31 protein-coding genes and 3 tRNA genes are annotated in these 24,757 nt (G+C 43.0%); 25 read left to right on the forward strand and 9 right to left on the reverse strand.

Annotation, left to right across the window (positions count from 1 at the left end; all coding sequences use genetic code 11):
- Nucleotides 1–82 precede the first annotated feature (82 nt).
- From fabD to ACMXYU_RS08060, 13 genes are all read left to right on the forward strand, one after another.
- A complete protein-coding gene (fabD, locus tag ACMXYU_RS08000) occupies nucleotides 83–1,015 on the forward strand; it encodes an ACP S-malonyltransferase (protein ID WP_415901046.1) in 933 nt (310 codons plus the stop codon).
- A 22-nt stretch (nucleotides 1,016–1,037) separates the two neighbouring features.
- The gene (gene fabG / locus ACMXYU_RS08005) at nucleotides 1,038–1,781 is read left to right on the forward strand and encodes a 3-oxoacyl-ACP reductase FabG (RefSeq protein ID WP_415891384.1); all 744 of its coding nucleotides are present in this window, start codon (nucleotides 1,038–1,040) and stop codon (nucleotides 1,779–1,781) included.
- A 164-nt stretch (nucleotides 1,782–1,945) separates the two neighbouring features.
- Nucleotides 1,946–2,179 carry an acyl carrier protein gene (gene acpP / locus ACMXYU_RS08010; RefSeq protein ID WP_007019607.1) on the forward strand — a complete coding sequence of 78 codons (234 nt, stop codon included), beginning with the start codon at nucleotides 1,946–1,948 and terminating at the stop codon, nucleotides 2,177–2,179.
- Between the two features lie 169 nt (nucleotides 2,180–2,348).
- Nucleotides 2,349–3,587: a beta-ketoacyl-ACP synthase II gene (fabF, locus tag ACMXYU_RS08015; protein WP_415901047.1), complete on the forward strand. Its 1,239-nt coding sequence runs from the start codon at nucleotides 2,349–2,351 to the stop codon at nucleotides 3,585–3,587.
- A 3-nt stretch (nucleotides 3,588–3,590) separates the two neighbouring features.
- Nucleotides 3,591–4,406, forward strand: coding sequence for an aminodeoxychorismate lyase (pabC, locus tag ACMXYU_RS08020; protein ID WP_415901048.1), 816 nt, complete (start codon nucleotides 3,591–3,593; stop codon nucleotides 4,404–4,406).
- A complete protein-coding gene (gene mltG, locus ACMXYU_RS08025) occupies nucleotides 4,403–5,428 on the forward strand; it encodes an endolytic transglycosylase MltG (RefSeq protein ID WP_415901049.1) in 1,026 nt (341 codons plus the stop codon). Before pabC ends, mltG begins: the two co-directional genes overlap by 4 nt.
- An 11-nt stretch (nucleotides 5,429–5,439) precedes the next feature.
- A complete protein-coding gene (gene tmk, locus ACMXYU_RS08030) occupies nucleotides 5,440–6,084 on the forward strand; it encodes a dTMP kinase (RefSeq protein WP_415901050.1) in 645 nt (214 codons plus the stop codon).
- Complete coding sequence (locus ACMXYU_RS08035) at nucleotides 6,077–7,072, forward strand: DNA polymerase III subunit delta' (protein ID WP_415901051.1); 996 nt, start codon at nucleotides 6,077–6,079, stop codon at nucleotides 7,070–7,072. Before tmk ends, ACMXYU_RS08035 begins: the two co-directional genes overlap by 8 nt.
- A 15-nt stretch (nucleotides 7,073–7,087) precedes the next feature.
- On the forward strand, nucleotides 7,088–7,438 hold the full coding sequence (locus ACMXYU_RS08040; protein WP_415891390.1) for a PilZ domain-containing protein: 351 nt from the start codon (nucleotides 7,088–7,090) through the stop codon (nucleotides 7,436–7,438).
- Between the two features lie 41 nt (nucleotides 7,439–7,479).
- On the forward strand, nucleotides 7,480–8,280 hold the full coding sequence (locus ACMXYU_RS08045; protein ID WP_415901052.1) for a TatD family hydrolase: 801 nt from the start codon (nucleotides 7,480–7,482) through the stop codon (nucleotides 8,278–8,280).
- Nucleotides 8,258–9,157 (forward strand): radical SAM protein, encoded by a 900-nt coding sequence (locus tag ACMXYU_RS08050; RefSeq protein ID WP_415901053.1) that lies wholly within the window; start codon nucleotides 8,258–8,260, stop codon nucleotides 9,155–9,157. The genes ACMXYU_RS08045 and ACMXYU_RS08050 overlap by 23 nt, the downstream gene beginning before the upstream one ends.
- 125 nt (nucleotides 9,158–9,282) lie before the next feature.
- Nucleotides 9,283–10,383 carry a malate dehydrogenase gene (locus ACMXYU_RS08055; protein ID WP_415901054.1) on the forward strand — a complete coding sequence of 367 codons (1,101 nt, stop codon included), beginning with the start codon at nucleotides 9,283–9,285 and terminating at the stop codon, nucleotides 10,381–10,383.
- A gap of 55 nt (nucleotides 10,384–10,438) precedes the next feature.
- On the forward strand, nucleotides 10,439–10,843 hold the full coding sequence (locus ACMXYU_RS08060) for a secondary thiamine-phosphate synthase enzyme YjbQ (protein WP_415901055.1): 405 nt from the start codon (nucleotides 10,439–10,441) through the stop codon (nucleotides 10,841–10,843).
- Nucleotides 10,844–10,917: 74 nt separating this feature from the next.
- Here ACMXYU_RS08060 and ACMXYU_RS08065 read toward each other — a convergent pair whose 3' ends face one another.
- From ACMXYU_RS08065 to ACMXYU_RS08090, 6 genes are all read right to left on the reverse strand, one after another.
- On the reverse strand, nucleotides 10,918–11,475 hold the full coding sequence (locus ACMXYU_RS08065) for a chemotaxis protein CheW (protein WP_415901056.1): 558 nt from the start codon (nucleotides 11,473–11,475) through the stop codon (nucleotides 10,918–10,920).
- A gap of 209 nt (nucleotides 11,476–11,684) precedes the next feature.
- Nucleotides 11,685–11,996 carry a TusE/DsrC/DsvC family sulfur relay protein gene (locus ACMXYU_RS08070; RefSeq protein WP_415901057.1) on the reverse strand — a complete coding sequence of 104 codons (312 nt, stop codon included), beginning with the start codon at nucleotides 11,994–11,996 and terminating at the stop codon, nucleotides 11,685–11,687.
- 1 nt (nucleotide 11,997) lies between these two features.
- On the reverse strand, nucleotides 11,998–12,294 hold the full coding sequence (gene tusB / locus ACMXYU_RS08075) for a sulfurtransferase complex subunit TusB (protein ID WP_415901058.1): 297 nt from the start codon (nucleotides 12,292–12,294) through the stop codon (nucleotides 11,998–12,000).
- Nucleotide 12,295: 1 nt separating this feature from the next.
- Nucleotides 12,296–12,661, reverse strand: coding sequence for a sulfurtransferase complex subunit TusC (tusC, locus tag ACMXYU_RS08080; RefSeq protein WP_415901059.1), 366 nt, complete (start codon nucleotides 12,659–12,661; stop codon nucleotides 12,296–12,298).
- A 2-nt stretch (nucleotides 12,662–12,663) separates the two neighbouring features.
- The gene (gene tusD / locus ACMXYU_RS08085; RefSeq protein ID WP_415901060.1) at nucleotides 12,664–13,056 is read right to left on the reverse strand and encodes a sulfurtransferase complex subunit TusD; all 393 of its coding nucleotides are present in this window, start codon (nucleotides 13,054–13,056) and stop codon (nucleotides 12,664–12,666) included.
- A 79-nt stretch (nucleotides 13,057–13,135) separates the two neighbouring features.
- On the reverse strand, nucleotides 13,136–13,816 hold the full coding sequence (locus ACMXYU_RS08090) for a Bax inhibitor-1/YccA family protein (RefSeq protein ID WP_415901061.1): 681 nt from the start codon (nucleotides 13,814–13,816) through the stop codon (nucleotides 13,136–13,138).
- A 127-nt stretch (nucleotides 13,817–13,943) separates the two neighbouring features.
- On the opposite strand from ACMXYU_RS08090, the gene ACMXYU_RS08095 reads away from it, so the two are divergent.
- From ACMXYU_RS08095 to ACMXYU_RS08105, 3 genes are all read left to right on the forward strand, one after another.
- A complete protein-coding gene (locus ACMXYU_RS08095; protein WP_415901062.1) occupies nucleotides 13,944–14,696 on the forward strand; it encodes a pseudouridine synthase in 753 nt (250 codons plus the stop codon).
- 169 nt (nucleotides 14,697–14,865) lie between these two features.
- Nucleotides 14,866–15,618, forward strand: a complete 753-nt coding sequence (mtnN, locus tag ACMXYU_RS08100; protein ID WP_415901063.1) for a 5'-methylthioadenosine/S-adenosylhomocysteine nucleosidase — start codon at nucleotides 14,866–14,868, stop codon at nucleotides 15,616–15,618.
- Nucleotides 15,619–15,663: 45 nt separating this feature from the next.
- A complete protein-coding gene (locus ACMXYU_RS08105) occupies nucleotides 15,664–16,842 on the forward strand; it encodes a pyridoxal-phosphate-dependent aminotransferase family protein (protein ID WP_415901064.1) in 1,179 nt (392 codons plus the stop codon).
- Between the two features lie 32 nt (nucleotides 16,843–16,874).
- Here ACMXYU_RS08105 and ACMXYU_RS08110 read toward each other — a convergent pair whose 3' ends face one another.
- Nucleotides 16,875–17,363: a TlpA disulfide reductase family protein gene (locus tag ACMXYU_RS08110; protein ID WP_415901065.1), complete on the reverse strand. Its 489-nt coding sequence runs from the start codon at nucleotides 17,361–17,363 to the stop codon at nucleotides 16,875–16,877.
- A 138-nt stretch (nucleotides 17,364–17,501) separates the two neighbouring features.
- On the opposite strand from ACMXYU_RS08110, the gene ACMXYU_RS08115 reads away from it, so the two are divergent.
- Nucleotides 17,502–18,377: an NAD(P)-dependent oxidoreductase gene (locus tag ACMXYU_RS08115; protein ID WP_415901066.1), complete on the forward strand. Its 876-nt coding sequence runs from the start codon at nucleotides 17,502–17,504 to the stop codon at nucleotides 18,375–18,377.
- Between the two features lie 115 nt (nucleotides 18,378–18,492).
- Nucleotides 18,493–18,624 carry a hypothetical protein gene (locus ACMXYU_RS08120; RefSeq protein ID WP_415901067.1) on the forward strand — a complete coding sequence of 44 codons (132 nt, stop codon included), beginning with the start codon at nucleotides 18,493–18,495 and terminating at the stop codon, nucleotides 18,622–18,624.
- 49 nt (nucleotides 18,625–18,673) lie between these two features.
- Here ACMXYU_RS08120 and ACMXYU_RS08125 read toward each other — a convergent pair whose 3' ends face one another.
- Nucleotides 18,674–19,468, reverse strand: coding sequence for a DUF1853 family protein (locus tag ACMXYU_RS08125; protein ID WP_415901068.1), 795 nt, complete (start codon nucleotides 19,466–19,468; stop codon nucleotides 18,674–18,676).
- Nucleotides 19,469–19,602: 134 nt separating this feature from the next.
- On the opposite strand from ACMXYU_RS08125, the gene ACMXYU_RS08130 reads away from it, so the two are divergent.
- From ACMXYU_RS08130 to ACMXYU_RS08160, 7 genes are all read left to right on the forward strand, one after another.
- The gene (locus ACMXYU_RS08130; RefSeq protein ID WP_415901069.1) at nucleotides 19,603–19,908 is read left to right on the forward strand and encodes an excinuclease ABC subunit C; all 306 of its coding nucleotides are present in this window, start codon (nucleotides 19,603–19,605) and stop codon (nucleotides 19,906–19,908) included.
- A gap of 3 nt (nucleotides 19,909–19,911) precedes the next feature.
- Nucleotides 19,912–21,753 carry an excinuclease ABC subunit UvrC gene (uvrC, locus tag ACMXYU_RS08135; RefSeq protein ID WP_415901070.1) on the forward strand — a complete coding sequence of 614 codons (1,842 nt, stop codon included), beginning with the start codon at nucleotides 19,912–19,914 and terminating at the stop codon, nucleotides 21,751–21,753.
- A gap of 7 nt (nucleotides 21,754–21,760) precedes the next feature.
- The gene (gene pgsA / locus ACMXYU_RS08140) at nucleotides 21,761–22,309 is read left to right on the forward strand and encodes a CDP-diacylglycerol--glycerol-3-phosphate 3-phosphatidyltransferase (protein WP_415901071.1); all 549 of its coding nucleotides are present in this window, start codon (nucleotides 21,761–21,763) and stop codon (nucleotides 22,307–22,309) included.
- Nucleotides 22,310–22,399: 90 nt separating this feature from the next.
- Nucleotides 22,400–22,474: transfer RNA gene (locus ACMXYU_RS08145), tRNA-Gly, on the forward strand.
- A gap of 22 nt (nucleotides 22,475–22,496) precedes the next feature.
- Nucleotides 22,497–22,570, forward strand: a tRNA-Cys gene (locus ACMXYU_RS08150).
- 6 nt (nucleotides 22,571–22,576) lie between these two features.
- A tRNA-Leu gene (locus tag ACMXYU_RS08155) sits at nucleotides 22,577–22,663 on the forward strand.
- A gap of 442 nt (nucleotides 22,664–23,105) precedes the next feature.
- Nucleotides 23,106–23,612, forward strand: coding sequence for a hypothetical protein (locus ACMXYU_RS08160; protein ID WP_415901072.1), 507 nt, complete (start codon nucleotides 23,106–23,108; stop codon nucleotides 23,610–23,612).
- Nucleotides 23,613–23,682: 70 nt separating this feature from the next.
- Here the strand turns inward: ACMXYU_RS08160 and gap are convergent, their stop codons facing one another.
- Nucleotides 23,683–24,693: a type I glyceraldehyde-3-phosphate dehydrogenase gene (gap, locus tag ACMXYU_RS08165; RefSeq protein WP_415901073.1), complete on the reverse strand. Its 1,011-nt coding sequence runs from the start codon at nucleotides 24,691–24,693 to the stop codon at nucleotides 23,683–23,685.
- Between the last annotated feature and the right edge of the window lie 64 nt (nucleotides 24,694–24,757).

Here is a 24,757-nt window from a genome sequence, read left to right on the forward strand (position 1 = left end):
TTTTAATTACCTATGAATGTTGTAAACTACGGCGATTGGCCTGATTCATAGGGCGTGTATTAATTGACGATTTGAGGACATCATGTCGCAAACTCTTGCTTTTGTATTTCCGGGGCAGGGCTCTCAACAAGTAGGGATGCTCTCGGAACTTGCTGAAACACATCCAGTTATTAAAAACACTTTCGCTGAAGCTTCTGAGGTTCTAGGTTACGACCTATGGGACTTGGTTCAGAATGGTCCAGAAGAAGATCTTAATCAAACCGATAAGACTCAGCCTGCGCTTCTAACTTCAGGTGTTGCGCTATGGCGTTTATGGCAGGAACAGAATGGTAATAAGCCAGCTGTTGTTGCAGGTCATAGTTTGGGTGAGTACACAGCGTTAGTTTGTGCTGGTGCAATCAGTTTTGCTGATGGTGTAAATCTAGTAAAACTGCGTGGCGAATTCATGCAACAAGCCGTGCCTGCAGGTAGCGGTGCTATGGCAGCTATTCTAGGTCTGGCTGATGATGCTATCGAGAAAGCTTGTCAGGAAGCTGAGCAGGGTGAGGTGGTTTCTCCGGTAAACTACAACTGCCCAGGTCAGATTGTTATTGCAGGGGAAAAAGCTGCAGTTGATCGCGCGATCGAGAACTGTAAAGAAGCAGGTGCCAAGCGTGCTATTCCGCTTCCGGTAAGTGTTCCGTCACACTGTGCTCTAATGAAGCCTGCGGCTGAAAAGATGGCTGAAGAGCTATCTAAAATCGAAATCAACATGCCGGAAATTGATGTGGTGCAAAATGTAACTGCTTCGATTCCTGCTTCAGTTGAAGAATTAAAAGAAAATCTACTTGCTCAGTTATATAGTCCTGTACTTTGGACTAAAACAATCCAAGGTTTGGTTGAGCAAGGTTTGGAAAGCACTGTAGAGTGTGGTCCAGGCAAGGTGCTATCTGGTTTGAACAAAAAAGTTCATAAGCCTTTGAGTGTTGCAGCAATTAGTGATGCTGCGGGCCTTGAAAAAGCGTTAGGTCAATAATTGTAGCGCAGGGAATTTATAAATGAGTATTGAAGGTAAAATTGCGCTAGTTACTGGCGCTACTCGCGGTATCGGTAAAGCGATCGCTGAAGAGCTTGGTCGTCAAGGTGCTGTGGTTGTTGGTACAGCTACAAGCGAGAAGGGTGCAGAGGCAATTTCTGCTTACCTTGCTGAAGCAGGGGTTAAAGGTACGGGTCTAGTACTGGATGTTGCTGATAGCGCATCGGTTGAAGCTGTACTAAAAACTGTACAAGATGATTTTGGTACAGTTGAAGTGCTGGTTAACAATGCAGGAATCACGCGCGACAATATTTTGATGCGCATGAAAGAGGATGAGTGGGATTCTGTATTGAATACGAACCTTAACTCAATCTACCGTCTTGTTAAGGGCTGCTTACGTGGCATGACTAAGGCTCGCTGGGGTCGTATCATTAGTGTAAGTTCTGTAGTGGCCTCTATGGGTAACGCTGGTCAGGCTAACTACGCTGCAGCTAAGTCAGGTATGGAAGGTTTTACTCGTGCGCTAGCGCGTGAAGTAGGCTCTCGTAACATTACAGTTAACTGTGTTGCGCCTGGTTTTATCGATACAGATATGACAAGTGGATTGGCAGATGAGCACAAAGATGCGCTTAAATCTCAGATCCCAATGAATCGTTTAGGTCAACCGGAAGAAATTGCAGCTGTTGTTGGTTTTCTAGCCAGTCAAGGCGGTGGTTACGTGACTGGTGAGTCGATTCAAGTCAACGGTGGCATGTATATGGGTTAAATACCCGTATTAAGGAATTGTTTTTTTCTGCCAATTGTTGATAATGTGCCGTCAGGTAGAGAATGAATTTACAATCTTGGCTTGATAAAGCCGGGATGCTTTAATAAAATTTCTTACCGCATTTCGTACTTGAATGCGGTGTTAATAAGAAGATAGGAATAGATATGAGCAACATTGAAGAGCGCGTAAAAAAGATCATCGCAGAGCAGCTAGGTGTTAAAGAAGAAGAAGTTACTCAAGAAGCTTCTTTCGTTGAAGATCTTGGCGCAGACTCTCTGGACACAGTTGAGTTGGTAATGGCTCTGGAAGAAGAATTCGAAACTGAAATTCCAGACGAAGAAGCTGAAAAAATCACTACAGTTCAGCTTGCAATCGATTACATCAACGCACACCAGTAATCGTTCGCTACAAGCAAGAATTTCGAAAAGCCGCCTATCTCTGATAGAGCGGCTTTTCTTTTGCCCGTAAATTACAAGCGTTTAATGCTTTAAGCAGTTCGGTTAGAATTGGCGAATTGTTAATTTCTGATTTATTTAGAACTTCCTTGCAGGAATATGGAGATCAAAGATGGCACGTAGACGTGTTGTGATTACCGGTATCGGTATGCTTACCCCAATTGGCAATACTGTCTCAGAAACATGGGATAATTTACTTGCGGGTAAGAGTGGCGCTCGTCCAATCACTCACTTTGATTCTTCTCCTTTTGCGACTCAGTTTTCGGCATCAGTACAAGACTTTGATGTTACTCAGTATATGAGTGCCAAAGAGGCTCGAAAGATGGACCTATTTATCCAATACGGTATGGCTGCGGGTATGCAAGCTATTGATGATGCGGAATTAGAAGTGACTGACTCTAATGCTCCGCGTATCGGTTGCGCAATAGGCTCAGGCATTGGTGGTTTACCGATGATCGAGAAAAACGTTGATATCCTTAATACAACGGGGCCTAGACGTGTTTCACCATTCTTTGTACCGGGCAGTATTATCAATATGATCGGTGGCAACCTAGCGATCAAATACGGTCTTAAGGGCCCTAATATTGCTATTACGACCGCTTGTACTACTGGTACGCACAATATTGGTCAGGCAATGCGGATGATCCAGTATGGCGATGCTGATGTAATGCTGGCTGGCGGCGCTGAAATGGCTACTACGCCATTAGGTATTGCCGGCTTCTCATCTGCACGAGCGTTATCAACGCGTAATGATTCTCCTGAAACAGCCAGTCGCCCATGGGATAAAGACCGCGATGGTTTTGTGCTTGGAGACGGTGCAGGCGTACTTGTACTCGAAGAATACGAACATGCTAAAGCGCGTGGTGCCAAAATTTATTGCGAATTAGCAGGTTTTGGGATGAGTGATGATGCTTATCACATGACAGCACCGCCAGAAGACGGTGCGGGTGCAGCCTTGGCTATGCAAAACGCTATTAATGATGCTTCTGTAGCTCCAGAAGAGATTCATTATATCAATGCTCATGGTACATCTACGCCAGCGGGTGATATTGCAGAGTCTAATGCGGCTAAATCTGTTTTAGGTGAGGCTGCTGATAACGTAAGAATGAGTTCGACTAAGTCTATGATTGGTCATTTGTTGGGTGCGGCGGGTGCTGTTGAGGCTATTTTCTGTGCTTTGGCAATCAGAGATCAAATGGCCCCGCCTACAATCAATTTAGATAACCCATCTGAAGGATGCGATCTAAATTACGTTCCTCATACTGCTCAACCTTGTGAGATAAAAGCAGCGCTTTCTAACTCATTTGGTTTTGGTGGAACCAACGGAACCTTGGTATTCCGTCAGATCTGATTTATGACTAAGTACTGGATTAATGGCGTTTTAGCCGATCAGGTATCTATAAATGACCGCGGTCTAAGTTACGGCGATGGATTATTTGAAACCATTGCTGTAATCGATGGTAAGCCACACTTGTTCGATCAGCATTTAGTGCGTTTACAGCTTGGTTTGGAGCGCCTGAAATTCCCTCAAGGGACAATTGATGACGTAAAGAAAGACATTCAAGCCTTAAACTTCTGCGGCAATCAAACATTAAAGCTAACAGTGACACGAGGTTTAGGTGAAAGGGGCTATAAGCTTCCTGCTACTTGCGTGCCTACGCGTATCATTAGTCTTGCGGATTCGTCCAATTTTACTCAGCAAAGACAGCAAGGTGTTTCTGTAAGGCTCTGTCAGCAGCGATTAGGTCTTAATCCTGCATTGGCAGGGATTAAGCATCTAAATAGGCTAGAGCAGGTTCTAGCAAGATCTGAGTGGTCTGATCCAGATATAGCTGAAGGTTTTGTATCCGATCTAGATGGGAATCTCATTGAAGGCACCATGAGTAATCTTTTCTGGGTCAATGAAGGCATGCTCTATACACCAAAAATAGATCGAAGTGGTGTGAAGGGGGTTATGCGTGATCGCCTGATCGAGTTAGCTGATCAGTTATCTCTTGTGGTTGTCGAAGGGGATTACCCTGAATCGGTACTTGAAAGTGCTGACGAAATTTTTATATGTAACAGTCTAATCGGTATTTGGCCGGTTATAACAATCGATGGCAAGTCTTTAAGTGTCGGTCCCATCACCAGAGATCTGCAATTATTGCTATCTAAGGAAATGAGTTGTTGAAAAAGATATTAACTGTTTTATTTGTCCTATTCGTGTCGGCTGCGGTAGGGGCTTATTGGTTATGGAATGATTACAATGCTTTCCTTAATGCATCACTTCCTGTTAAAGAAAAAACTCTTTTTGAAGTTAAAAAGGGTAGTAGTTTCAATAGAGTAGTTGCAGATCTTAAAGAAAGTTATGGTGAAGTTAACAGCCATTATTTCAAGATCTACGGCCGCCAATCTGGTCTGGCGAATAAGATTAAAGCTGGTGAATATGAGTTAAAAGCCGATTTAACACCTGTTGAATTTTTAAAGGTGATCACATCTGGCGTATCTAAAAATTATCGCTTTACGATCATTGAAGGCAGTAATTTCAAAGAGATGATGCACGCGATTAGTGAGCATAAATACCTTAATGATGATGTTAGTCATTTAAGTAGAGAAGAGCTTCTTAAACAGCTCGGTGTTTCTGAAAAACACCCAGAAGGTTTGTTCCTAGCGGAGACGTTTAGTATCGAGAAGAACGGTTCGGCACTTGCTGTATTAAAACGTTCTAACGCTATGATGCAAAAGATCTTAGCGGCTGAATGGAATAAGCGTGACAGCAAACTGCCATACAAGTCTCCCTATGAGGCTTTGATTATGGCTTCTATTGTTGAAAAGGAAACAGCGCGAGCAGATGAGCGTCCGATCATTTCTGGTGTGTTTGTCCGTCGATTGAATAAACGCATGCGCCTGCAAACTGACCCAACCGTTATTTACGGTATGGGAGATGAATACAAAGGTAATATCCGCCGTAAAGATCTAAGAAAGCCGACACCTTACAATACCTATGTAATACCGGCGCTACCGCCTACACCTATCGCCATGGTTGGTAGAGAAGCAATTGAAGCCGCGCTTAATCCTGCAGAGGGTAAAGCACTTTATTTTGTTGCTAAAGGCGATGGCAGTCATTATTTTTCAGCGACTTTGAAAGAGCATAACAATGCGGTAAGACGCTATCAGCTTACGCGTCGTAAAGATTATCGCTCTTCGCCATAGGATCCAGAATTATGAATACGAGCGTTAAAGGTCGCTTTATCACTGTTGAGGGCACTGAAGGGGTTGGTAAATCAACAAATATTGAATATTTGTGCCAGCTGCTACGTGATCGCGAAATAGAAATTGTTCTTACCCGTGAGCCAGGTGGAACACCGCTAGCAGAAGAGTTGCGTGAACTACTTCTATCGCCTCGTGATGAGCGTGTTAGTGAAGATACAGAATTGTTATTGATGTTTGCGGCGCGTGCACAGCACATCGAAAATGTGATTCGTCCTGCTCTTGAGCGTGGCGCTTGGGTTATAAGCGATCGATTTACAGATGCGACTTATGCTTACCAAGGTGGTGGTAGAGATGTAGATCTTGAGCATATCGCGATGCTAGAGCGAATTGTTCAGCATGGTCTTCATCCTGATATGACTTTGCTTTTGGATTTAGATGTGGAAATCGGCTTACAACGTGCTTCGCAAAGAAGTGAGCCTGATCGCTTCGAACAGGAAAAGTTAGATTTCTTCCATAAAGTTCGCAACATGTATCTATCCAGAGCTGAAGCTGAGCCTAATCGTTTTAGCGTAATTGATGCGTCTAAGAGTATTCCAGAAGTACAGGCTCAAATTTTAGGTGCTGTAAATACTTTTATGGGCTCTGAAAATGTCTGAACTGTTAAAGCCGTTTCCGTGGTTCGATGAGCGATTCGCTCATTTGGGCCAGCTACACGATCAAAACCGTTTGCCGCATGCATTATTAATTCATGGTATGCCAGGTATTGGTAAAGCGGCTTTTGCTACAGCGTTTGCGCAATCTCTCCTATGTCAAAGCCCTGTGCAGGGCCGAGCATGCGGTCACTGTAAGTCATGTGACCTTAATGCCGCCGGTAGTCACCCCGATCTCTTTATTCTCTCTCCAGAAGAAGAGGGTAAGCAGTTAAAGGTTGATCAGGTTCGTGGATTAGGGGAATTCATTTACAGTACTGCACAGCAAGGCGGTTATCGTGCAGTGGTTGTCGATCCTGCCGATGCTATGAATGTCGCTTCTGCCAATGCGCTTTTGAAAATGTTAGAAGAGCCCGGCTCCGACACGATTATTTTGTTGGTTACCTCTAAAATGGGGCAGGTATTGCCGACCATTAAGAGCCGTTGTCAGCATGTGGAATGCCATAATCCATCTGAGGGTGATGCAATTAACTGGCTAATGGCTGCTGCTGAAATTGATGCGGAGAAGGCTAAAAGCATACTGCATATCAATCGTGGAGCGCCTAAAGAGGCTCTATCTTATATAGAAAAAGGTCTAAATGAGCATCGAGCACAGCTAATTCGCGGACTTGCGGATATACTTAAACAAAGAAGAACGGCGCTTGAGGTTGCTCAATCTTGGCAAAAGCTTGATTTAGAGATGTTGCTAGGGTGGTTTTACAGTTTGTTGTCTGATGCTGCTCGTGGTTCGGTATGTCAAAGTCCTGAGTTATTAAGGCAGGATGATGCGCGTAATATGCTGAATGCGGTTGCTAAAAAAACCAACCCAGTTAGAATCTTTAAATTAGCGGATAAAGTACACGAAGAGCGCAGGGCAATAATGCTTAGGCAAAACCCTAATAAGCAGTTATTGTTAGAAAATATACTGTTGGAATGGGCTGCGCTGCTCAATTAAGGATAAAGGTTCAATATGGTAGCTGTACCACGTTTAAGTCATGGCATTTTGTCTTTGAATATTCAGACAAAAGAAGAGCTATACGAGGCTTACTTACCGTACATCACTAATAGCGGATTATTTATTCCTACTCTACGCTCTTATCATCTAGGCGAAGAGGTGTTTATGTTGCTTGAATTAATGGATGAGGGCGACAAAATACCGGTTACAGGGAAGGTAATTTGGGTTACCCCAAAAGGCGCACAAGGTGGTCGAACACCAGGTATTGGTATTCAACTCTCTGCTGATGATTCTACCCTTGTAAACAAAATAGAGACCTATCTGGCCGGTACATTAAATTCTGAGCGTAAAACTAACGCACTGTAGTTTTATTGTTAGTCTGTACCTTGCCCATCTAGATTATTTTTATGTTCATCGATTCTCACTGTCATTTGGACAGGTTAGACCTGTCTCCCTACGATAATAATTTTTCAGATATGCTTCAGGCAGCTTTTGACCGTAAGGTCGATGCGATGCTTTGTGTATCTATCGCAATGTCGCAATTTCCTTCAATGTATGAGCTGATAAAGCCGCATGAAAATGTGTTTGCTTCGGTAGGTATCCATCCTTTATCTGCGGCAGAAGAGCAAGTCAGCGCTCAAGAGCTAATTGAGCATGCCTCTCAGCCGAGAGTTATCGCTATTGGTGAAACAGGTCTGGATTATTACTATCAAACAGATACTAAAGAAGCTCAGCAGAAAAGTTTTGAGACTCATCTCGTTGCTGCAGGTGAGTTAAAGCTTCCTGTTATTGTTCATACGCGAGACGCTCGGCAAGATACACTGGATATGATTAAGGCTCATGGTAATCAGGAATCCGGCGGCGTGCTGCACTGTTTTACCGAAAGTTTAGACATGGCTAAAGCGGCCTTAGATATGAACTACTATATTTCATTCTCTGGCATCACCACGTTCCGCAATGCAAGCGAGTTGCGTGATGTTGTTAAAGAGATCCCTCTAGAGCGAATCCTTATCGAGACTGATGCGCCTTATCTAGCACCGGTACCGCATCGAGGTAAGAAGAATGAACCTAAGTATGTGGTAGAAGTGGCTCAGTGTATCGCGGATCTTAAGGGTGTTTCCATTGATGTAGTTGCTCAGCAAACTACTGATAATTTCTACCGACTTTTCAATAAGGCGGATCAGAATGTTTCAATATCCTCCAATTAATTATATCGAACCTGTTTTTAGGCCACCAAGTGAAGCTTATTCACTGATCCTGCAGGTAACGAATGGTTGTAGTTGGAATAAGTGCACATACTGTGAAATGTATCGTGCACCACAAAAAAAATTCCGTCCTAAATCTATTGCTGACATTACTGAAGAGGTCATTCGTTGTAGCGCTACGCTTGGTGCTGTTAGAAAGGTGTTTCTCGCTGATGGCGACGCAATGGCTTTGTCGTTTAAGCGCTTGAAAGAGATCTTGCTGGTCATCAAAGAGTATCTGCCAAGCGTTTCTAGAGTTTCCGCATACTGCTTACCTCGTAATCTCCTAAATATCACCGTTGAAGAGTTAACTGAGTTACGTGAATTAGGCTTATCACTTCTGTACGTAGGTGCTGAGAGCGGTAATGACGAGATTCTTGAGAAGATAGAGAAGGGTGAAACCTTCGAGACGACCAAGGATGCTCTGCTTAAGATTAAAGCGGCCGGCATTAAATCTTCCGTAATGATCATTAATGGTATGGGCGGATCAAGATACTCCCACCAGCATGCGATTGACTCGGCACGATTGGTCAATGCGGTTCAGCCCGATTACTTAGCGACCTTGGTGTTGTTTTTCCATGAAGGTGAGGCTGAGTTTGTACAGTCGTTTGGTGATGATTTCGAGTTCTGCAACCAACGTCAGTTGATCGAAGAGATGCAAACCTTTATTAGTCATCTTGATTTGGACAAGACTATTTTTAGGAGTGATCATGCCTCGAATTATCTTGTGCTCAAAGGGGTGTTGGGGCGTGATAAGGAGAAGCTGCTTACAATGATTGACGGTGCATTAAATTCAGAAAGCAGTGTGTTTCTCCGTTCTGAATCCAGTCGTGGCCTATAAAAATAGTTCTTCGGTTTATTTAGAAAGTTCATATTGAGTACTAGAGAAGTACTTACATAATTGCTTACAGTCTATATACTTTGGTATTAAATGATTTTATTGCCAATATTTAGGGGTAAAAAGCAATGAGACGTCCAGTTCGAGTAGCCGTAACCGGTGCCGCAGGTGCTATTAGCTACAGTTTGCTGTTTAAGATTGCTGCTGGTGAAATGATGGGTAAAGATCAGCCTGTGATTCTGCAGCTGATTGAACTACCGCAAGCGATGGATGCACTTCGTGGTGTCGCAATGGAATTGATGGATTGTGCATACCCGCTTCTTCATACCATCACCCTGCATGACAATGTAGAAGACGGTTTTAAAAATGCTCACTATGCATTGTTGGTAGGTGCTAAGCCACGTGGCCCAGGCATGGAACGTAGCGATCTACTTGAAGAAAACGCCGCTATCTTTGCTCGTCAGGGTAAAGCGCTAAATGATTTTGCGAACCGTGATGTAAAAGTACTTGTTACGGGTAACCCTGCAAACACTAATGCTCTTATCGCTAGCCGAAATGCGCCGGATTTAAGCCCGTCTCAGTTTACCTGCTTAACTCGTTTGGATCACAACCGCGCTAAAGGTATTCTAGCGAATCACTGTGGTGCTACTACGCGAGATATCGGCGGAATCATGATTTGGGGTAACCATTCTCCAACTCAATACCCAGATTTGCACCAGGCAACGATCCTAGGCAAGCCTGCAATGTCCCAGATTGACACTTCTTGGTACCGAGAAGAGTTCATCCCTAAAGTGCAGAAGCGTGGTGGTGAGATTATCGAAGCGCGTGGCTTATCGAGTGCAGCATCAGCAGCACAAGCGATCGTTGACCAGATGCGTGATTGGGTGCTTGGTACAGAGCCGGGTGAAATTATCAGTATGGGTATCTTAAGTGATGGTAGCTACGGTATCGCAAAAGGTATCTTCTATTCATTCCCAGTGCGCTGTAACTACGGTCGTTACCAAATCGTTCATGATATCGATGTAAACGATTTCAGCCGCCAACGTCTTACTGCAACAGAGCAAGAGTTGTTGGATGAAAAGCAGATCGTTGATCACTTGCTGCCTAAAGAAACAGAAGCTTCTCACCAGAATCTATCTATCTGCTTACGCTCCGGTGTAACTTTATATGCGGATAATGCAGGTCCAGAGGACGAAGACAGATTCATGACAACAAACAGAGTAATGTAGTTTTAACTATTATTAATCTGTTAAAGTGCCTCTTCATCTGAAGGGGCATTTTTTTATGGTAAAGCTACTTACAGTCAAAACAGGCCGCCAAGGGCTTTATGAATTCACACGTCAGTTACAGCAATTAGTGGATCAGAGTGGTGTAAATGAAGGTTTATGTACGTTGTTGATACAGCATACAAGTGCCAGCCTAATTATTCAGGAAAATGCCGATCCTAGTGCTAAACACGATTTAGAGAATTGGTTAAATCGTTTAGTGCCTGAACGTGATTCACTGTATACCCACACGCTAGAGGGCGATGATGATATGCCTGCCCACATAAAAAGTGTTCTGACGAGTCCCTATTTATCCATTCCTGTACTAAACGGTCAGTTGTGCTTAGGGACATGGCAGGGCGTATATTGCTGGGAGCATCGTCATTGCTCATCAAGAAGGCATATAGCTGTGCATATTGGTTAGATTGTCTTTTAAGCCTTGGTATATTTCAGTCAGAAAAAAAGCTGCAAATGCAGCTTTTTTCATGCTTGTTAAGCTTAGAATTCTTCGGCGGTCTCCATAGGAGTGACGCTTTGCAGCATTTTTAAGAGATCTAGTAAAATAATCAAAATGCTGTTGTAGTAGCAAACGCCTTGAACGAAGCGCTTTGTTGTCTCTTCGCCAGTAGCGTTAGGTGCGCGATCAATATCGTTCTGAGGTAGGTTGATTACCTCATCAACGCTATCTACAACCAAACCAACTACTTCTTGTTCATTGTATTCAACAACAATGATGCGCGTATCGTCATCAGGCTCGTGTGGGCTTAGACCAAACATCTGGCGTGTATCAATAACGGTAACAACATTACCACGCAGATTAATAATACCCAGAATAAAATAGTCAGAGCCTGGTACAGGGGTGATCTCGCTGTAACGAAGCACCTCTTTTACCTGAACTACATCAACACCATATAATTCATTATCAACTTTGAATGTAGCCCATTGATGATAAATAACTTCTTCTTGATTGCTGCGCTTAGTATCGCTGGCTTCTTGGTGTAATGATTGCTCAGCTTGTAATGCTTTAAGGTGTTCAGCTGCTGCTTCTAGACCCATAGTGTTCTACCTATCCTGTTTGCTACAACTTAGGACTCTTCAGGTAAAAAGAGTTCTTTTTATATATTTCGAGTATCCCACAGCTTTGAAAAGCTTGAAAGTGGGGAGATAGCGTTTTGTTACAGCATAGACTAGCAATGCTACGGTTTAAACCGTACAGATCAAAAAAAGTAATTATTTCAGCTGGATGGAGTGAATTTATTTAATATCTATAGGCAGTTATCCGGTTTTGGTAAGCCGGAAATCTTGGCGATCAATTTCGCAGGACTGCCTGGAAATAGCTTCATTAGGTAGATGCTTTTCCCTTTGTCTTTGCCTAGCTTTAGTGAAACCGCTTTCACTAAAGGACGCATTGCAGGGGAAAGCTGATATTGTTCGTAGAAATCACGAATAATATTGATGATCTCCCAATGATCTTGGGTCAATGTAAGACCCTCTGAGTCAGCTATTGAATGAGCAACGGTCTCATTCCAGTCGTCTAAGTTTCTGAGATAGCCTTCTTCATCAAATTCGATAGTCATATTAAAACCAGCTAACAACTTTGTTCATTTTGCAGCTTAGTTCTACAAACTGCTCATCTGTTGCCAGTGTAAAACGAGTGCTGAGTTTATCAGTTAGGCCGCGTGCGCTTACATCAGGCTCTAAGGCAAAGAGTTTACAGCTCTCAGGTAAGTCAGAGAAAAGTGAAGCGTTAGCAGATAGCGCGGCATAGACGCCGTCTTCAATTACTAGAACGGTGTCTTTGTCTTTAACGCTCGCAAGCATTCTGTTTAAAAGTTGCGTGTTGTTATGAGATTTATTCAGCAGATGTAAAATCATATTAGAACGTCAATACAGTATCGTGGCTATCAAGTAGTTTGCTTAGGTCGTTCCGAGAGATAATTTGAACGGGCAAACCTAGATCAGTTTCTGAAAGGGCGTTAGCTTCAAGATCTTCAGCGCAAACAAATATCTGATCAATATCGTACATGGGTAATGCGCTTAACATTGACTCAATGTTCTTGTGGCCAGTTTGCTGGGTATTGTGGCTTTTGAGAAGCTGGAACAAACCATCACCTAAAAAAGCCAAACTAAGCGGCATTTCGAAAATGGAGCAGGTTAAAGCGACATCCAATGCTTCACGTGCGTAACTTGTGCCATAAGGCGCATGCTGATTCAGGATTAAAACTGATTTTTTATCACTCATCATTAAGCCCCAAATGTAACGACGCGATCTGAAACGGCAATAGCTTCAGCTAGTTGGCCAAGACCGGACAATTCAAAGCCTTTGGAAATGTTTCCACACGGTTTTTCATATCGCTTAGCTTCATTGTCATCTAGTACGCCTCGCTTAACTGCCGCAGCGATGCAGACAACAAGGTCTAGATCGTGTTCGGTTGCCAAGGCTTGCCACTCTCTAGGTAAATGGGTTTCATCCTGTGGTGGGGCGATTAGAGAGTTAGCGAGATTAACCCCATCGGCATAAAAGAACACTCGATACAGCTCATGGCCTTGCTGCAAGAGTGTTTTAGCATAACGTAATGCTGTCACAGCCGATTGACTGCTAGAGGGTGAGGCCTGAATAACTATTGAGAATTTCATTGAATTGCTAAAGCCTATAACTAAAAAGCCCCGCAATCTTAACAAAGAAAGCGGGGCTTTTTATAGATTTACGAACTACTTAGTCGTCACTCATGAAACCTAATAGGCTCATTAAATGAACGAATAGGTTGTATATGTTTAGATAAAGACTAACTGTAGCCATGATATAGTTTGTATATACACCATTAACAATGTTGCTTGTGTCATACAGAATCATGCCGCACATCAAAAGAACTACAAGGGCAGAGAAGGCAAGGTGAAGAGCTGGCATGTGAACACCGAAAAGAGGCAATACAAACAATGCCACCATTGCGATAAGCGCAACCATCATACCAGCAGATAAAAAGCCACCCATGAAACTGAAGTCTTTCTTACTCGTCAATACATAAGCAGAAAGGCCGAAGAAGGTTAGGGCTGTCATAGCGAAAGCTGTGGTTACAATTTCGCCGCCGTTAGCAAGGCCTAAGTAGCGATTGATAATTGCACCAAGGCCAAATCCCATTAAGCCTGTAAAGGCAAATACTAGAGGTAGCGCGGCTGCGCTGTTTTGCTTTTTATTTAGAATGAAAAGCATTACAAAGCCTAAAATGACAGAGCCTAAGTAAGCAATCATAGGTGCTTGAACAAGCATTGCAATGCCAGCTGTAATGGCGCTTACAACCATTGTCATGGCTAGCAGCATGTATGTGTTACGAATGACTTTGTTCGTCTGCAGTACGGACTGTTCGGAACGAGCATCGTAAGTATTTACGTTACGCATGATATCCTCGAAAAAGATTTCCCTATTAAGTTTCTCTATATATAAGTATTTTAGTCGGTTTTTCAAGCCCTTTACATAGTTTTAGTGGGGGGTAGAATCTCCCGCTCATACTGAAACGACCTTTGTTATGACTGATCTTGATATTCTCTTTGAAGACGAGCATTTAATTGCAGTAAATAAGCCTTCTGGTTTGTTGGTTCACCCAAGCTGGATCGCACCTCGTGGTACACCTAATTTAGCGTCCATGCTGAAAAACTATTTCGATGGTGGTAGTCCTTACACCATTCATCGTTTAGATCGACCAACCTCTGGGGTTATTTTATTTGGCAAAAACAAAGAGATAGCGCAACAAATGAATCTAATCTTTGCAGAAAGAAAGATTAGTAAGACCTATCTCTGTATGTGTCGTGGCTACACTCCAGAGCAAGATGTGATCGATTATGCGCTGAAAGAGCAGCTAGACAAAATTGCTGATAAGCACGCAAATCAAGATAAAGAACCTCAAGAAGCTGTCTCAAATTATAAGCGTTTAGGGATGGTTGAGATTGATATGCCGGTAGGGCGGTATGAAAGATCGCGTTACTCATTGGTGGAAGTTAAGCCGGAAACAGGAAGAAAGCACCAAATCCGTCGTCATATGAAGCATATCTTTCATCCAATCGCGGGTGATACCAAACACGGTGACAATAAACATAACAAAGCTTTAAAGCAGGAATTCGATCTTCAGCGCTTGATGCTAATGGCGACTGAGCTGGAGTTTATTCACCCTGTAACAGAACAAACTCTAAAACTAACTGCACCAGTCGATGAATATTGTGATCAATTGTTTAGCGGCTTTGGTTGGTCAGGATTGTACCCAATAGGTAAAACTGAGCCTTAGCAATAGCCTGTACTAAATCAATTAATATCTATTTATTTGAGGCTTGAGCGCAATTTAACGGTCATAAGCCAGTATTCATGGGGATTGGGGCTAGGTTTTTTATAAAAGCTATGCTCTAATCGCGCATTATTAAGATGGTAATTACGGCCTTTTTAGACGGTAAACATTGATGACCCAAGAACAAAGCATTTCCGCGCTACTTTCTCAGAAAAACGGCAACATTCGTATCGGTATTATCGGTGCAATGGATGAAGAGGTGGAGCTGTTAAAAGCTGCACTGGAAGAGAGAGAAGACCACGAAATAGCTGGGTACTTACTTTTTACAGGTAAGTTACATGGACACGATATCGTTTTGCTTAAATCTGGTATCGGTAAAGTCAACGCGGCTATTGGAACTACTATTCTTCTTCAGGCATTTAAACCTGATTGTGTTATCAATACAGGCTCTGCTGGTGGTTATGATCCAGAGCTCAATGTTGGTGATATCGTAATTTCTTCTGAAATTCGTCATCACGATGTGGATTTAACTGTATTTGGCTACGAATATGGCCAAGTGCCACGTCAGCCTGCAGCATTTACTCCAGACGCGACTTTGGCAAAGGTCGCTGAGCGTTGTATAGAACGCATGGACGGCATGAAAACGACTCGTGGTTTGATCTGTACGGGCGATCAGTTCATGAACGACCCTGAGCGAGTAGAGCGCAAACGCAAATTGTTCCCTGAGATGAAAGCTGTTGAGATGGAAGCTGCTGCGATTGCTCAAACTTGTCATCAATTTAATACGCCGTTCATCGTGATTCGTGCTTTGTCAGACATTGCAGGTAAAGAGTCTGGCGTGTCATTCGACCAATTTCTTGTGACTGCAGCTAAACATTCTGCAGAAATGATCATCGCAATGATTGATGAGTTGGCTTCCAACTGATACAAATAAGGCCTTTGTAACATGTAGCAATTATAAGGGCCTTAAATGACTACCTCTTTTTACCCACCTGTTCGTACCCTGATGGGCCCTGGACCATCAGATGTAAGCCCTCGAGTTCTTTCGGCGATGGCTCGCCCAACAATCGGTCACCTTGATCCTGAATTTATCCGCATGATGGATGAGATTAAAGTGATGCTGAAAAACCTCTTCAAAACTGAAAACGAATTAACAATGCCTGTGTCTGCACCTGGTTCTGCAGGAATGGAAGCATGCTTTGTTAACTTGGTTGAGCCGGGTGATAAGGTGATCGTCTGCCAAAACGGTGTTTTTGGCGGTCGTATGAAAGAGAATGTAGAGCGTTTTGGTGGCGAATGCATTCTTGTTCAAGATGAATGGGGTCAGCCTGTGGATCTTGAAAAGGTTAAAGCAGCGTTTGCAGACAATGAAAATGTTAAAGCTTTGGCTTTTGTTCACGCAGAAACATCTACGGGTGTTCGTTCTGATGCAAAAGCGCTTTGTGAGATAGCTCAGGCTAACGGTGCTCTTACTATTGTTGATGCTGTAACGTCTCTTGGCGGTGTAGAAGTTGACGTTGATGGCTGGGGTATTGATGCAATTTACTCCGGTACACAGAAGTGCCTTTCTTGTCCTCCTGGTATCTCTCCAGTGAGTTTTAGTCAGAAAGCAGTTGAGGCTATCCAAAACCGTACAAGTTCAGTTCCTAGCTGGTTCTTAGATACGAACCTTGTAATGGGTTACTGGGGTGGTGGTGGAAAGCGTGCTTATCATCACACTGCGCCTGTGAACTCTCTATATGCGCTTCATGAAGCTCTAGTAATGCTAGAAGAAGAAGGGCTTGAAAATGCTTGGGCTCGTCATCAGAAGTTGCATTTGGCACTGCGTGCGGGTCTTGAAGCAATGGGCATTGGTTTCCTAGTTGATGAAGACTGTCGCCTGCCACAGCTTAACTCTGTCATCATTCCTGAAGGCGTTGATGATGCTGCTGTGCGTACTGCGCTACTCAAAAATTACAATCTAGAGATTGGTGCGGGTCTTGGTGCTTTGGCTGGTAAAGTATGGCGTATCGGTTTGATGGGTACTGCATGTACTCAGCGCAATGTTATGCTGTGCCTTGACGCTCTAGAAAACACACTTGCTGAGATGGATGCGCCAATCAAAATTGGGGTTGCAGCTCAAGCAGCAGTTGCGGTATTGGCTGAATAAGTTTTTAAAGCCATGGATCATCGATCCATGGCTTAATTTAAAGTCTTACTAATCAACGCAATAGATTCAGGGTGATCCCACTCTTTCCCGCCAAGAATTGTTTCAATCAATTTTCCCTCTTTATCGAACAATAACGTCATTGGCAGTCCTTTAATCCCAAATTCATTAAAAGAACGATTTTTCTCATCGAGTAAGATAGTGAAAGTTAATTCGGTATCCAGCTCCATTAAAAAACTCGAAACAGATACAGAATCCTCACCGGCATTTATAGCCACAATCTCAAATTCTTGATCGGCAAAATGCTCCTGCAGCCTTTGCATTGATGGCATCTCTTTAATGCATGGCGGACACCAAGTTGCCCAGAAGTTAAGTAGAACGACTTTTCCTTTGTAATTCGCCAAAGAAACCATTTCATGGTCTGTGTTTTGAAAACTCAGTTTATAGAGTTCGCTTTGTGCTAACGCATTGGCAGAAGTCGCAAACAGAAAAATGGAAATAAGTGTTGATTTTAAGAAGGACATAAATAGCTCTCGTTAAATACAGGGCAAGATGATAGCAAAATAGCGATTTAAAAAGTACGAGATGGTGTTTGCTGTTCCATCCTTTATACTCTGAGCCTATAAAGAATAAAACAGTTCAATCTAGATGGGATAATAAGAATGAAAGTTGCATTTATAGGTTTGGGTGTCATGGGATACCCGATGGCAGGGCATTTAGCACAGGCAGGTCACGATGTTACGGTTTACAACCGCACAACAGCTAAATCAGAGGCATGGATTGAGGACTATAAAGGCAGCTTTGCTTTAACACCTGCAATGGCTGCTCAGGGTGCAGATATCGTGTTTACCTGTGTCGGCAATGATAATGATTTAAGAGCTGTGACATCAGGCGAGCAGGGTGTATTAAGCTCTATGCAAGCTGGTTCAATTTTGGTGGATCACACTACTGCATCTGCTGAAGTTGCTAGAGAGCTATCGGAACTGGCAGGAGAGCAAGGCGTAGGCTTTTTTGATGCTCCAGTTTCAGGAGGTCAGGCAGGTGCGGAGAATGGCGTTTTAAGTATTATGGTAGGTGGTAATGCTGCCAACTTTTCTGTTGTTGAGCCAGTTATGGATTGTTATGCAAAATCTACTCGTTTGCTAGGTGAGGCTGGCTCTGGTCAGTTAGCGAAAATGGTAAATCAGATTTGCATAGCTGGGTTAGTCCAAGGCTTAGCTGAAGGTGTGCATTTTGCAAAAGCTGCTGGTTTAGATGCAGCCCAGGTGTTCGATGTAATTCAGCATGGTGCAGCAGGTTCTTGGCAAATGGTTAATCGCCACCAAACCATGATTGAGGATGAGTATGATTTTGGATTTGCTGTTGATTGGATGCGTAAAGATCTAAATATTGTTCTAGATGAATCCAGAAAAAATGGTGCTAGATTGCCGGTTACGGCTTTGGTAGATCAGTTTTACGCGGATGTTCAGCAAATGGGTGGAGGGCGTTGCGATACCTCAAGTCTGTTGATGCGTTTAGAGGGTGACAGCAAAAAATAACCATTATTTTTCAATGGTTTTTATGGGCCATAGATGGATAGACACAGGCTGTTAGCTCTATATAATTGCCCCCGATATTTCTTTATTACTACTACAAAATATCTAGGACAGTTCTATGGATAAATATAACCTAATCTCTGTTGCTCCGAGCTTAGTCATCGTTGCGTGCATGATTGTTGGCACTTTTGTTGGCATCAAAGTACTTAAAAAGATGATTGCTAAAGACGCAGCTGCTGCAGAAAAGTAAGCTTTTGCTTTAGCCGGGTATCTCGCTTAGATGCTCGGCTAACTTCTATCTACCATTCGTTCGGCACCACAAACCCACGATCTAACTCTTCCCCTTTTTTATTAAATCTAGCCACAAGAGTGGGCCTGTCGGCTTTTAACAGCTCTGCCTCAAATTCGGCATAATCCAAAAGTTTTGAGTGATCAGCAATCAGCCAATAAGGCTTATGCATAATGCTGTAAAAGTCTGGGCTTTTAACCTGGTTAATCTCATTCTGCCTAAGCCACCAGCCTTGGAGGTGATTGGGATTAATTGCAGGGTGAAGTTCTATTTTAGAACCAAACTCAGCAAAAGGATGGAATAGGTAACCCTGCATTAGCATGACGAAAATCACAGGGGATAAACCCTCGCTTTTACACGCTAGGATGCCTTGAGGGGTTTTAGATATTTTAAGTTGATGTTCTACCATCCTCTCGTATTTTATATCTAACCGATCCCTCTTTCCTGGGCCAATAAAATCTGCAAGCTTGGTGCCTGAACCTGTTCTTAAATAGTATTTAATTGCACATTCTAGATGGAAGTCCCCCCTTGATGAATCACCTATAAAATCGAGTTCACCCAAAGTGACTTTATTATCAAAAACCTTAATATTTCTTTTAATATCATATAAATGAGTGTCATTGTTGAGAATGTGGTTGACTATGTTTTCGTAATATCCGCCAAGGTTTCTTGCTGTAAATCTTAATCTGTTAACTACTACTGATTTGGGCTGATCTGCACTAATAAGGTCATGAAACGGAATATAGCTATTCGGCACGTTTATCAAAGAAGGGCTGCTTAAAACCCAGTCTATATCGTTATCCATGCGCAGTGCTCTTTTAAGTAGATGAAATAAGGAACAGTCGATTCGTCGTAATCTAAGACTTTCCTTTTTACATCAACTGTTGAAATGCTTAAAGTATGCTGCAAATACGATGGGATTATAAATAAGGGTATACAATGACCAGATCAGCAGATAATAACGTCCCTTTAAGCGAACAAAACCGTGATGTTCTGTTATCAGAATCAGATATTAATAATATTTTGGTTAATGGTGCACAAATCTCATTAACTAAACTTCGTAAAGCACAAAGTACTGACGCTCAGCTTTGCTACTACGCAGAAATAGGTGTTTACCTGGAGGTATCGCTTTCGCGCGGGGCGGGTATTACTGAGTCGACTATGGAGACTCTGCAAGAAATTCATAGAATTGCTACGCATGAATACATGGATAACCGTAAGCTATTGTCCAAGGTAGAACAGTAAGCAGTGTCAGAAAATACCCCATCCGAAACATTTGATGCCAGCGCCTTTTTGAAGCAACTCACAAAAAGGCCTGGAATCTACCAAATGTACGATGCAGACAATGGGCTGCTGTACATTGGAAAAGCCAAAAACCTTAAAAACAGAGTTTCTAGTTACTTCCGCTCTTCAGGTCTCAGTATCAAGACTCGTGCGTTGGTTGCGAAGATAGCTGATGTTCAGGTCACTATCACTAACAGTGAAACCGAAGCGTTATTGCTTGAGCAAAACCTGATTAAGCAGCACAGGCCGCCTTATAATATTCTTCTGCGTGACGATAAATCGTACCCATATATCTTCGTTTCAGATAAAGATGATTATCCTGCGGTGCGATTTAGCCGAGGCGCCAAGCGTAAAAGCGGTAAATATTTTGGACCGTTCCCAAGCGGAGGGGCTGTACGTGACAGCCTGAACCTGCTACAGAAGATCTTTAAGATACGCCAGTGCGATGATAGTTTTTACAAAAACCGATCGCGTCCTTGTCTTCAGTATCAAATCAAAAGATGCACGGCGCCTTGTGTAAAAGCGATCTCTAAAGAGGATTATCAAGACGATATCCGTCATGCTTCTATGTTTTTAGATGGCAAAAACACCAAGGTTATGGATGAAATTGCTAGCCAGATGGAGGCTGCTTCAGTTGACCTTGAGTTTGAAAAGGCTGCGTTATATAGAGATCAACTTATTAGTTTGCAGAAAGTGCAAGAGCAGCAGTATGTAACTGGCATGCAAGGTGAGGCCGATGTTATTGGCTGCTCGGTTCAGCCTGGTGGTGTCTGCATACATATGCTGTTTGTCCGAGGCGGAAGAATTATCGGAAGTAAGGCTCACTACCCCAAGGTATCCATCGAAGAAACGTCGAGCGAAATTGTTTCAGCTTTTGTAGCTCAATGGTATTTAGGTTCGCAAAGAGAAATACCCTCCTATATTGTTTTGCCAAGCGAAGTTGAAGATAAAGATTGCTTGCAGCAAGCGATAGAGGAATCATCAAACAAAAAGGTAACGCTGTCTCATACGGTCAGAGGCGAGCGGGCAGCATGGCAGAAACTTGCTAATACCAATGCTGAGCAGCAGTTAGGTAGTTATTTAGCTAACAAAAAGAATATCTATAACCGTTATCTAGAACTGCAAAGTGTTTTAGATCTTGATGAGGTTCCACAACGGTTAGAGTGTTTCGATATAAGTCACAGCTCTGGTGAGGCAACAGTTGCTTCATGTGTGGTGTTTGATAGAAATGGTCCTCTCAAATCGGATTACAGACATTTTAATATAGAAGGTATTACTCCAGGTGATGACTATGCCGCAATGCATCAGGCCCTGCTGAGACGTTACACGCGTCTAAAGAAAGGTGAGGGGAAATTACCTGATATTTTGTTAATCGATGGTGGTAAAGGCCAAGTTACTCAAGCGATGGAAGTGCTAGATGAGCTGAGCATATCCGACGTTTTAGTGATTGGTGTGGCTAAAGGGCCTACACGTAAGGCTGGCTTTGAAGTACTTATTTCAGGCGATACGGGTGAAGAAACAGTATTAGAAAGCAGCTCGGCTGCGTTGCATCTAATTCAACACATACGTGATGAAGCGCACAGGTTTGCTATTACCGGACATCGTGCTCGAAGAGGCAAGGCTAGAAAACGCTCAGTGTTAGAAGATATACCCGGTGTTGGTCCTAAGCGTAGAAGAGAGCTGCTTAGACATTTTGGTGGAATCCAAGAAGTAGAGCGCGCCAGTGTTGAAGAAATTGCAAAAGTCTCTACCATAAGCAAAACAATTGCCGAAGAAATCTATGCGGCACTCCATCCTGATATTTGAATGCCAGATGAATATACCCAATATACTTACATCGTTACGTATTGTTTTAATTCCTGTCTTTGTGCTGATCTTCTATTTGCCTTATAGCTGGGCACCTATTGCTACAGGCGTGGTATTTGCCGTTGCTGGCTTTACTGATTGGCTGGATGGATATTTAGCTAGAAAGTTGAATCAAACCTCTCCCTTTGGTGCTTTCTTGGATCCTGTTGCGGATAAGTTAATGGTAGCTATATCTCTGGCTCTATTAGTTGAAAGCTATGCGTCATGGTGGATCACAATTCCGTCGATCGTAATTATCGGTAGAGAGATTGTAATATCAGCTCTACGTGAGTGGATGGCTGAAGTGGGGCAGAGAGCGAGTGTGGCTGTCTCTTATATCGGGAAGGTAAAAACAGCACTACAGATGCTGGCGATTATGCTCATGATTGTTACAGAGCCCTACACGACAATATCGATTGCAGGGATTGTTGCACTGTATCTAGCAGCAGCATTAACTTTATGGTCTATGTATCAGTACCTTAGAGCTTCTTGGCCTGCTTTATCTGAACAGATGTAAGTGGTTAATAATTAAGCAGATTTTTTTATAAAATATGTGTTGACTTATAAATGGGGCTCTCTATAATACGCACCACATTGTTACAGCAGAGCGGGAATAGCTCAGTGGTAGAGCACAACCTTGCCAAGGTTGGGGTCGCGAGTTCGAACCTCGTTTCCCGCTCCAAATTCTAAAGTAACAATATTGAGGCGCGGTGGCAGAGTGGTCATGCAGCGGACTGCAACTCCGTGTACGCCGGTTCGATTCCGACCCGCGCCTCCATCTTCTGCCCGGGTGGTGAAATTGGTAGACACAGGAGACTTAAAATCTCCCGCTCGCAAGAGTGTACCGGTTCGAGTCCGGTCCCGGGCACCACTTCTGGTAATCACTTCCATAGATTTATCTTCAATGCTTATATAGATTTTACGTTAGTTTTTCGTTACCTGCGTACGTCTTTCTATTTGTGGTGCGAGGTCCTACAAAAAACTTCCTATCCTAACTATTTGATTCTTAATCTGTTTTGTCAGCCAGTTTATTTTTCATGTTGATATACCTATCTTCTATCCATGTGATTTATATGGTTTTTTTTAAAGGTGTTTCATGAATGCGCCTCAAGCCCTTATTGGCGGGCCTTAATGGATATTGCATTGTTTGAATTGATGTCTATTGTTACTGTTATTAAGTGAATAGCCTTACTATATATAGGGTTGGTTGTTTTTGCTTAAGGGATCAGCGCAGTCAACGAGATAGTCATTGCTATACTTAAATGACATCGAGGGATATAAGCAACACGCAGGAAAGGGGGTTTAGAGATATTATGACAGATCTTCCGAAAGGTATATTTATACTGGCTGTTGCTGGTGTTATCGGGTATCAGGCAATCAAAGCGCTTGATATGGATTATCTTGCTCAGTCGCCGAGCTCTCCTTCAACTGCGAATAAGGCTGCAAAAGGTCCTTTAAATGACGCTGATAAAGTAGAGGCTGTATTGGCAGGTGCTGATCCTACTGATGTATTTAAGCCAGCTGCAGCTGGTAAAAAGCTTTCGGTTGCTTGTGATAGTGGCTATATCGCAGGCGATATTAATAAGAACCGCTATTCCAAAATTAGTTATGCCTCTATCACTGAGCGAGGAATAACCTACATTCAAGTTTCACGTTACTCACCAACCTATCTTGTCCAAGAGCACTATCAAGCTGTAACGGCAACGGAAGTAAGTAAGGTGCCTCACAGAATAAAAGCAGCGCTGAAAGCCAAAATTAGCAACCCATACGGATGCAGCTCTCAAGATTTATATCTCTCGCAGATAAATTATCTTAAATAATAAAAGTTATATTTGCTGGAAAAATTAAGCCCTTCACTAAGCATGAAGGGCTTAGTTTTTTATGGTTGTCTTAATTTGAGATTTGGTGAATTAGCTGGGCTGTATCAAGCATTCGATTTGAGAAACCCCACTCGTTGTCATACCACGCGAAAACCTTAATGGTGTTTTCGTGGGTCATGGTTTGGGTGGCATCAAAAATACAGGATTCGGGTCTGTGATTGAAATCGATGGAGACCAGGGGTTCGTGATTGCATGCAACGATTCCTACGTAGTTATTGTCTGCTTCCCTTTGGATTAAGTCGTTTAGCTCGCTTGCTGAGCAGTGGTTCTTTAGTGTTGCGCTGAGATCAACGAGGGATACGTTTGAGGTGGGAACGCGGATAGCCATGCCTGATAGCTTTCCTTTAAGCTCAGGTAGGACTAGTCCAACTGCTGCTGCAGCGCCTGTTTTGGTTGGGATCATGGAGCTGGCAGCAGATCTTGCTCTATATAAGTCGCCGCTAAAGGCGTCCATTAAATGCTGATCGTTAGTATAGGCATGTATGGTTGTCATTAAGCCTGACTTGATGCCGTAGTTGTCGTTAATAATCTTGGCTAGAGGGGCTAAGCAGTTTGTTGTGCATGAAGCGTTTGAGATGATGGTGTGATGAGGTTGAATTGAGTCTTGGTTTACACCGTAAACAACGCATGCGTCCGCATCTTTAGATGGCGCTGATATCAAAACCTTTTTGGCGCCGGCCTCTATGTGTTTAGATGCTGAAGCTCTATCCGTAAATAATCCGGTACATTCAAACACAATATCTATATCTAGATCAGCCCAGGGTAGGGCGCTGGTGTCTTTTTCACGAAACACTTTTATGACGTCGCCATTAACGATTAAAGCGTCGTTCTCAGCAATAACTTCATGTCTGAATTGACCGTGAATACTGTCGTATTGCGTTAGGTGTGCATTTACCTGAGGGTCACAAAGGTCGTTGATGGCAACTATCTGTAAATTGTCGCTCAAGTGGGATTCATAAAAGGCTCTGAGGATATTTCTGCCTATTCTGCCGTAACCGTTGATTGCTATTTTTGCCTTCATAGTACTTCCTTATCATGCAGTTAGGGTTACTTTTAGCGTAGCTCATCTAGACATTCCGGCAATA

This window comes from Neptuniibacter sp. QD48_11, assembly GCF_047778095.1.
GTDB lineage: Bacteria > Pseudomonadota > Gammaproteobacteria > Pseudomonadales > Balneatricaceae > Neptuniibacter.

Excerpts from the sequence above, each read along its gene's own strand:
- fabD (WP_415901046.1), top strand. The coding sequence starts at position 83 with ATGTCGCAAACTCTTGCTTTTGTATTTCCGGGGCAGGGCTCTCAACAA.
- fabG (WP_415891384.1), top strand. The coding sequence starts at position 1,038 with ATGAGTATTGAAGGTAAAATTGCGCTAGTTACTGGCGCTACTCGCGGT.
- acpP (WP_007019607.1), top strand. The coding sequence starts at position 1,946 with ATGAGCAACATTGAAGAGCGCGTAAAAAAGATCATCGCAGAGCAGCTA.
- fabF (WP_415901047.1), top strand. The coding sequence starts at position 2,349 with ATGGCACGTAGACGTGTTGTGATTACCGGTATCGGTATGCTTACCCCA.
- pabC (WP_415901048.1), top strand. The coding sequence starts at position 3,591 with ATGACTAAGTACTGGATTAATGGCGTTTTAGCCGATCAGGTATCTATA.
- tmk (WP_415901050.1), top strand. The coding sequence starts at position 5,440 with ATGAATACGAGCGTTAAAGGTCGCTTTATCACTGTTGAGGGCACTGAA.
- ACMXYU_RS08035 (WP_415901051.1), top strand. The coding sequence starts at position 6,077 with ATGTCTGAACTGTTAAAGCCGTTTCCGTGGTTCGATGAGCGATTCGCT.
- ACMXYU_RS08040 (WP_415891390.1), top strand. The coding sequence starts at position 7,088 with ATGGTAGCTGTACCACGTTTAAGTCATGGCATTTTGTCTTTGAATATT.
- ACMXYU_RS08045 (WP_415901052.1), top strand. The coding sequence starts at position 7,480 with ATGTTCATCGATTCTCACTGTCATTTGGACAGGTTAGACCTGTCTCCC.
- ACMXYU_RS08050 (WP_415901053.1), top strand. The coding sequence starts at position 8,258 with ATGTTTCAATATCCTCCAATTAATTATATCGAACCTGTTTTTAGGCCA.
- ACMXYU_RS08055 (WP_415901054.1), top strand. The coding sequence starts at position 9,283 with ATGAGACGTCCAGTTCGAGTAGCCGTAACCGGTGCCGCAGGTGCTATT.
- ACMXYU_RS08060 (WP_415901055.1), top strand. The coding sequence starts at position 10,439 with ATGGTAAAGCTACTTACAGTCAAAACAGGCCGCCAAGGGCTTTATGAA.
- ACMXYU_RS08065 (WP_415901056.1), bottom strand. The coding sequence starts at position 11,475 with ATGGGTCTAGAAGCAGCAGCTGAACACCTTAAAGCATTACAAGCTGAG.
- ACMXYU_RS08070 (WP_415901057.1), bottom strand. The coding sequence starts at position 11,996 with ATGACTATCGAATTTGATGAAGAAGGCTATCTCAGAAACTTAGACGAC.
- tusB (WP_415901058.1), bottom strand. The coding sequence starts at position 12,294 with ATGATTTTACATCTGCTGAATAAATCTCATAACAACACGCAACTTTTA.
- tusC (WP_415901059.1), bottom strand. The coding sequence starts at position 12,661 with ATGAGTGATAAAAAATCAGTTTTAATCCTGAATCAGCATGCGCCTTAT.
- tusD (WP_415901060.1), bottom strand. The coding sequence starts at position 13,056 with ATGAAATTCTCAATAGTTATTCAGGCCTCACCCTCTAGCAGTCAATCG.
- ACMXYU_RS08090 (WP_415901061.1), bottom strand. The coding sequence starts at position 13,816 with ATGCGTAACGTAAATACTTACGATGCTCGTTCCGAACAGTCCGTACTG.
- ACMXYU_RS08095 (WP_415901062.1), top strand. The coding sequence starts at position 13,944 with ATGACTGATCTTGATATTCTCTTTGAAGACGAGCATTTAATTGCAGTA.
- mtnN (WP_415901063.1), top strand. The coding sequence starts at position 14,866 with ATGACCCAAGAACAAAGCATTTCCGCGCTACTTTCTCAGAAAAACGGC.
- ACMXYU_RS08105 (WP_415901064.1), top strand. The coding sequence starts at position 15,664 with ATGACTACCTCTTTTTACCCACCTGTTCGTACCCTGATGGGCCCTGGA.
- ACMXYU_RS08110 (WP_415901065.1), bottom strand. The coding sequence starts at position 17,363 with ATGTCCTTCTTAAAATCAACACTTATTTCCATTTTTCTGTTTGCGACT.
- ACMXYU_RS08115 (WP_415901066.1), top strand. The coding sequence starts at position 17,502 with ATGAAAGTTGCATTTATAGGTTTGGGTGTCATGGGATACCCGATGGCA.
- ACMXYU_RS08120 (WP_415901067.1), top strand. The coding sequence starts at position 18,493 with ATGGATAAATATAACCTAATCTCTGTTGCTCCGAGCTTAGTCATCGTT.
- ACMXYU_RS08125 (WP_415901068.1), bottom strand. The coding sequence starts at position 19,468 with ATGGATAACGATATAGACTGGGTTTTAAGCAGCCCTTCTTTGATAAAC.
- ACMXYU_RS08130 (WP_415901069.1), top strand. The coding sequence starts at position 19,603 with ATGACCAGATCAGCAGATAATAACGTCCCTTTAAGCGAACAAAACCGT.
- pgsA (WP_415901071.1), top strand. The coding sequence starts at position 21,761 with ATGAATATACCCAATATACTTACATCGTTACGTATTGTTTTAATTCCT.
- ACMXYU_RS08160 (WP_415901072.1), top strand. The coding sequence starts at position 23,106 with ATGACAGATCTTCCGAAAGGTATATTTATACTGGCTGTTGCTGGTGTT.
- gap (WP_415901073.1), bottom strand. The coding sequence starts at position 24,693 with ATGAAGGCAAAAATAGCAATCAACGGTTACGGCAGAATAGGCAGAAAT.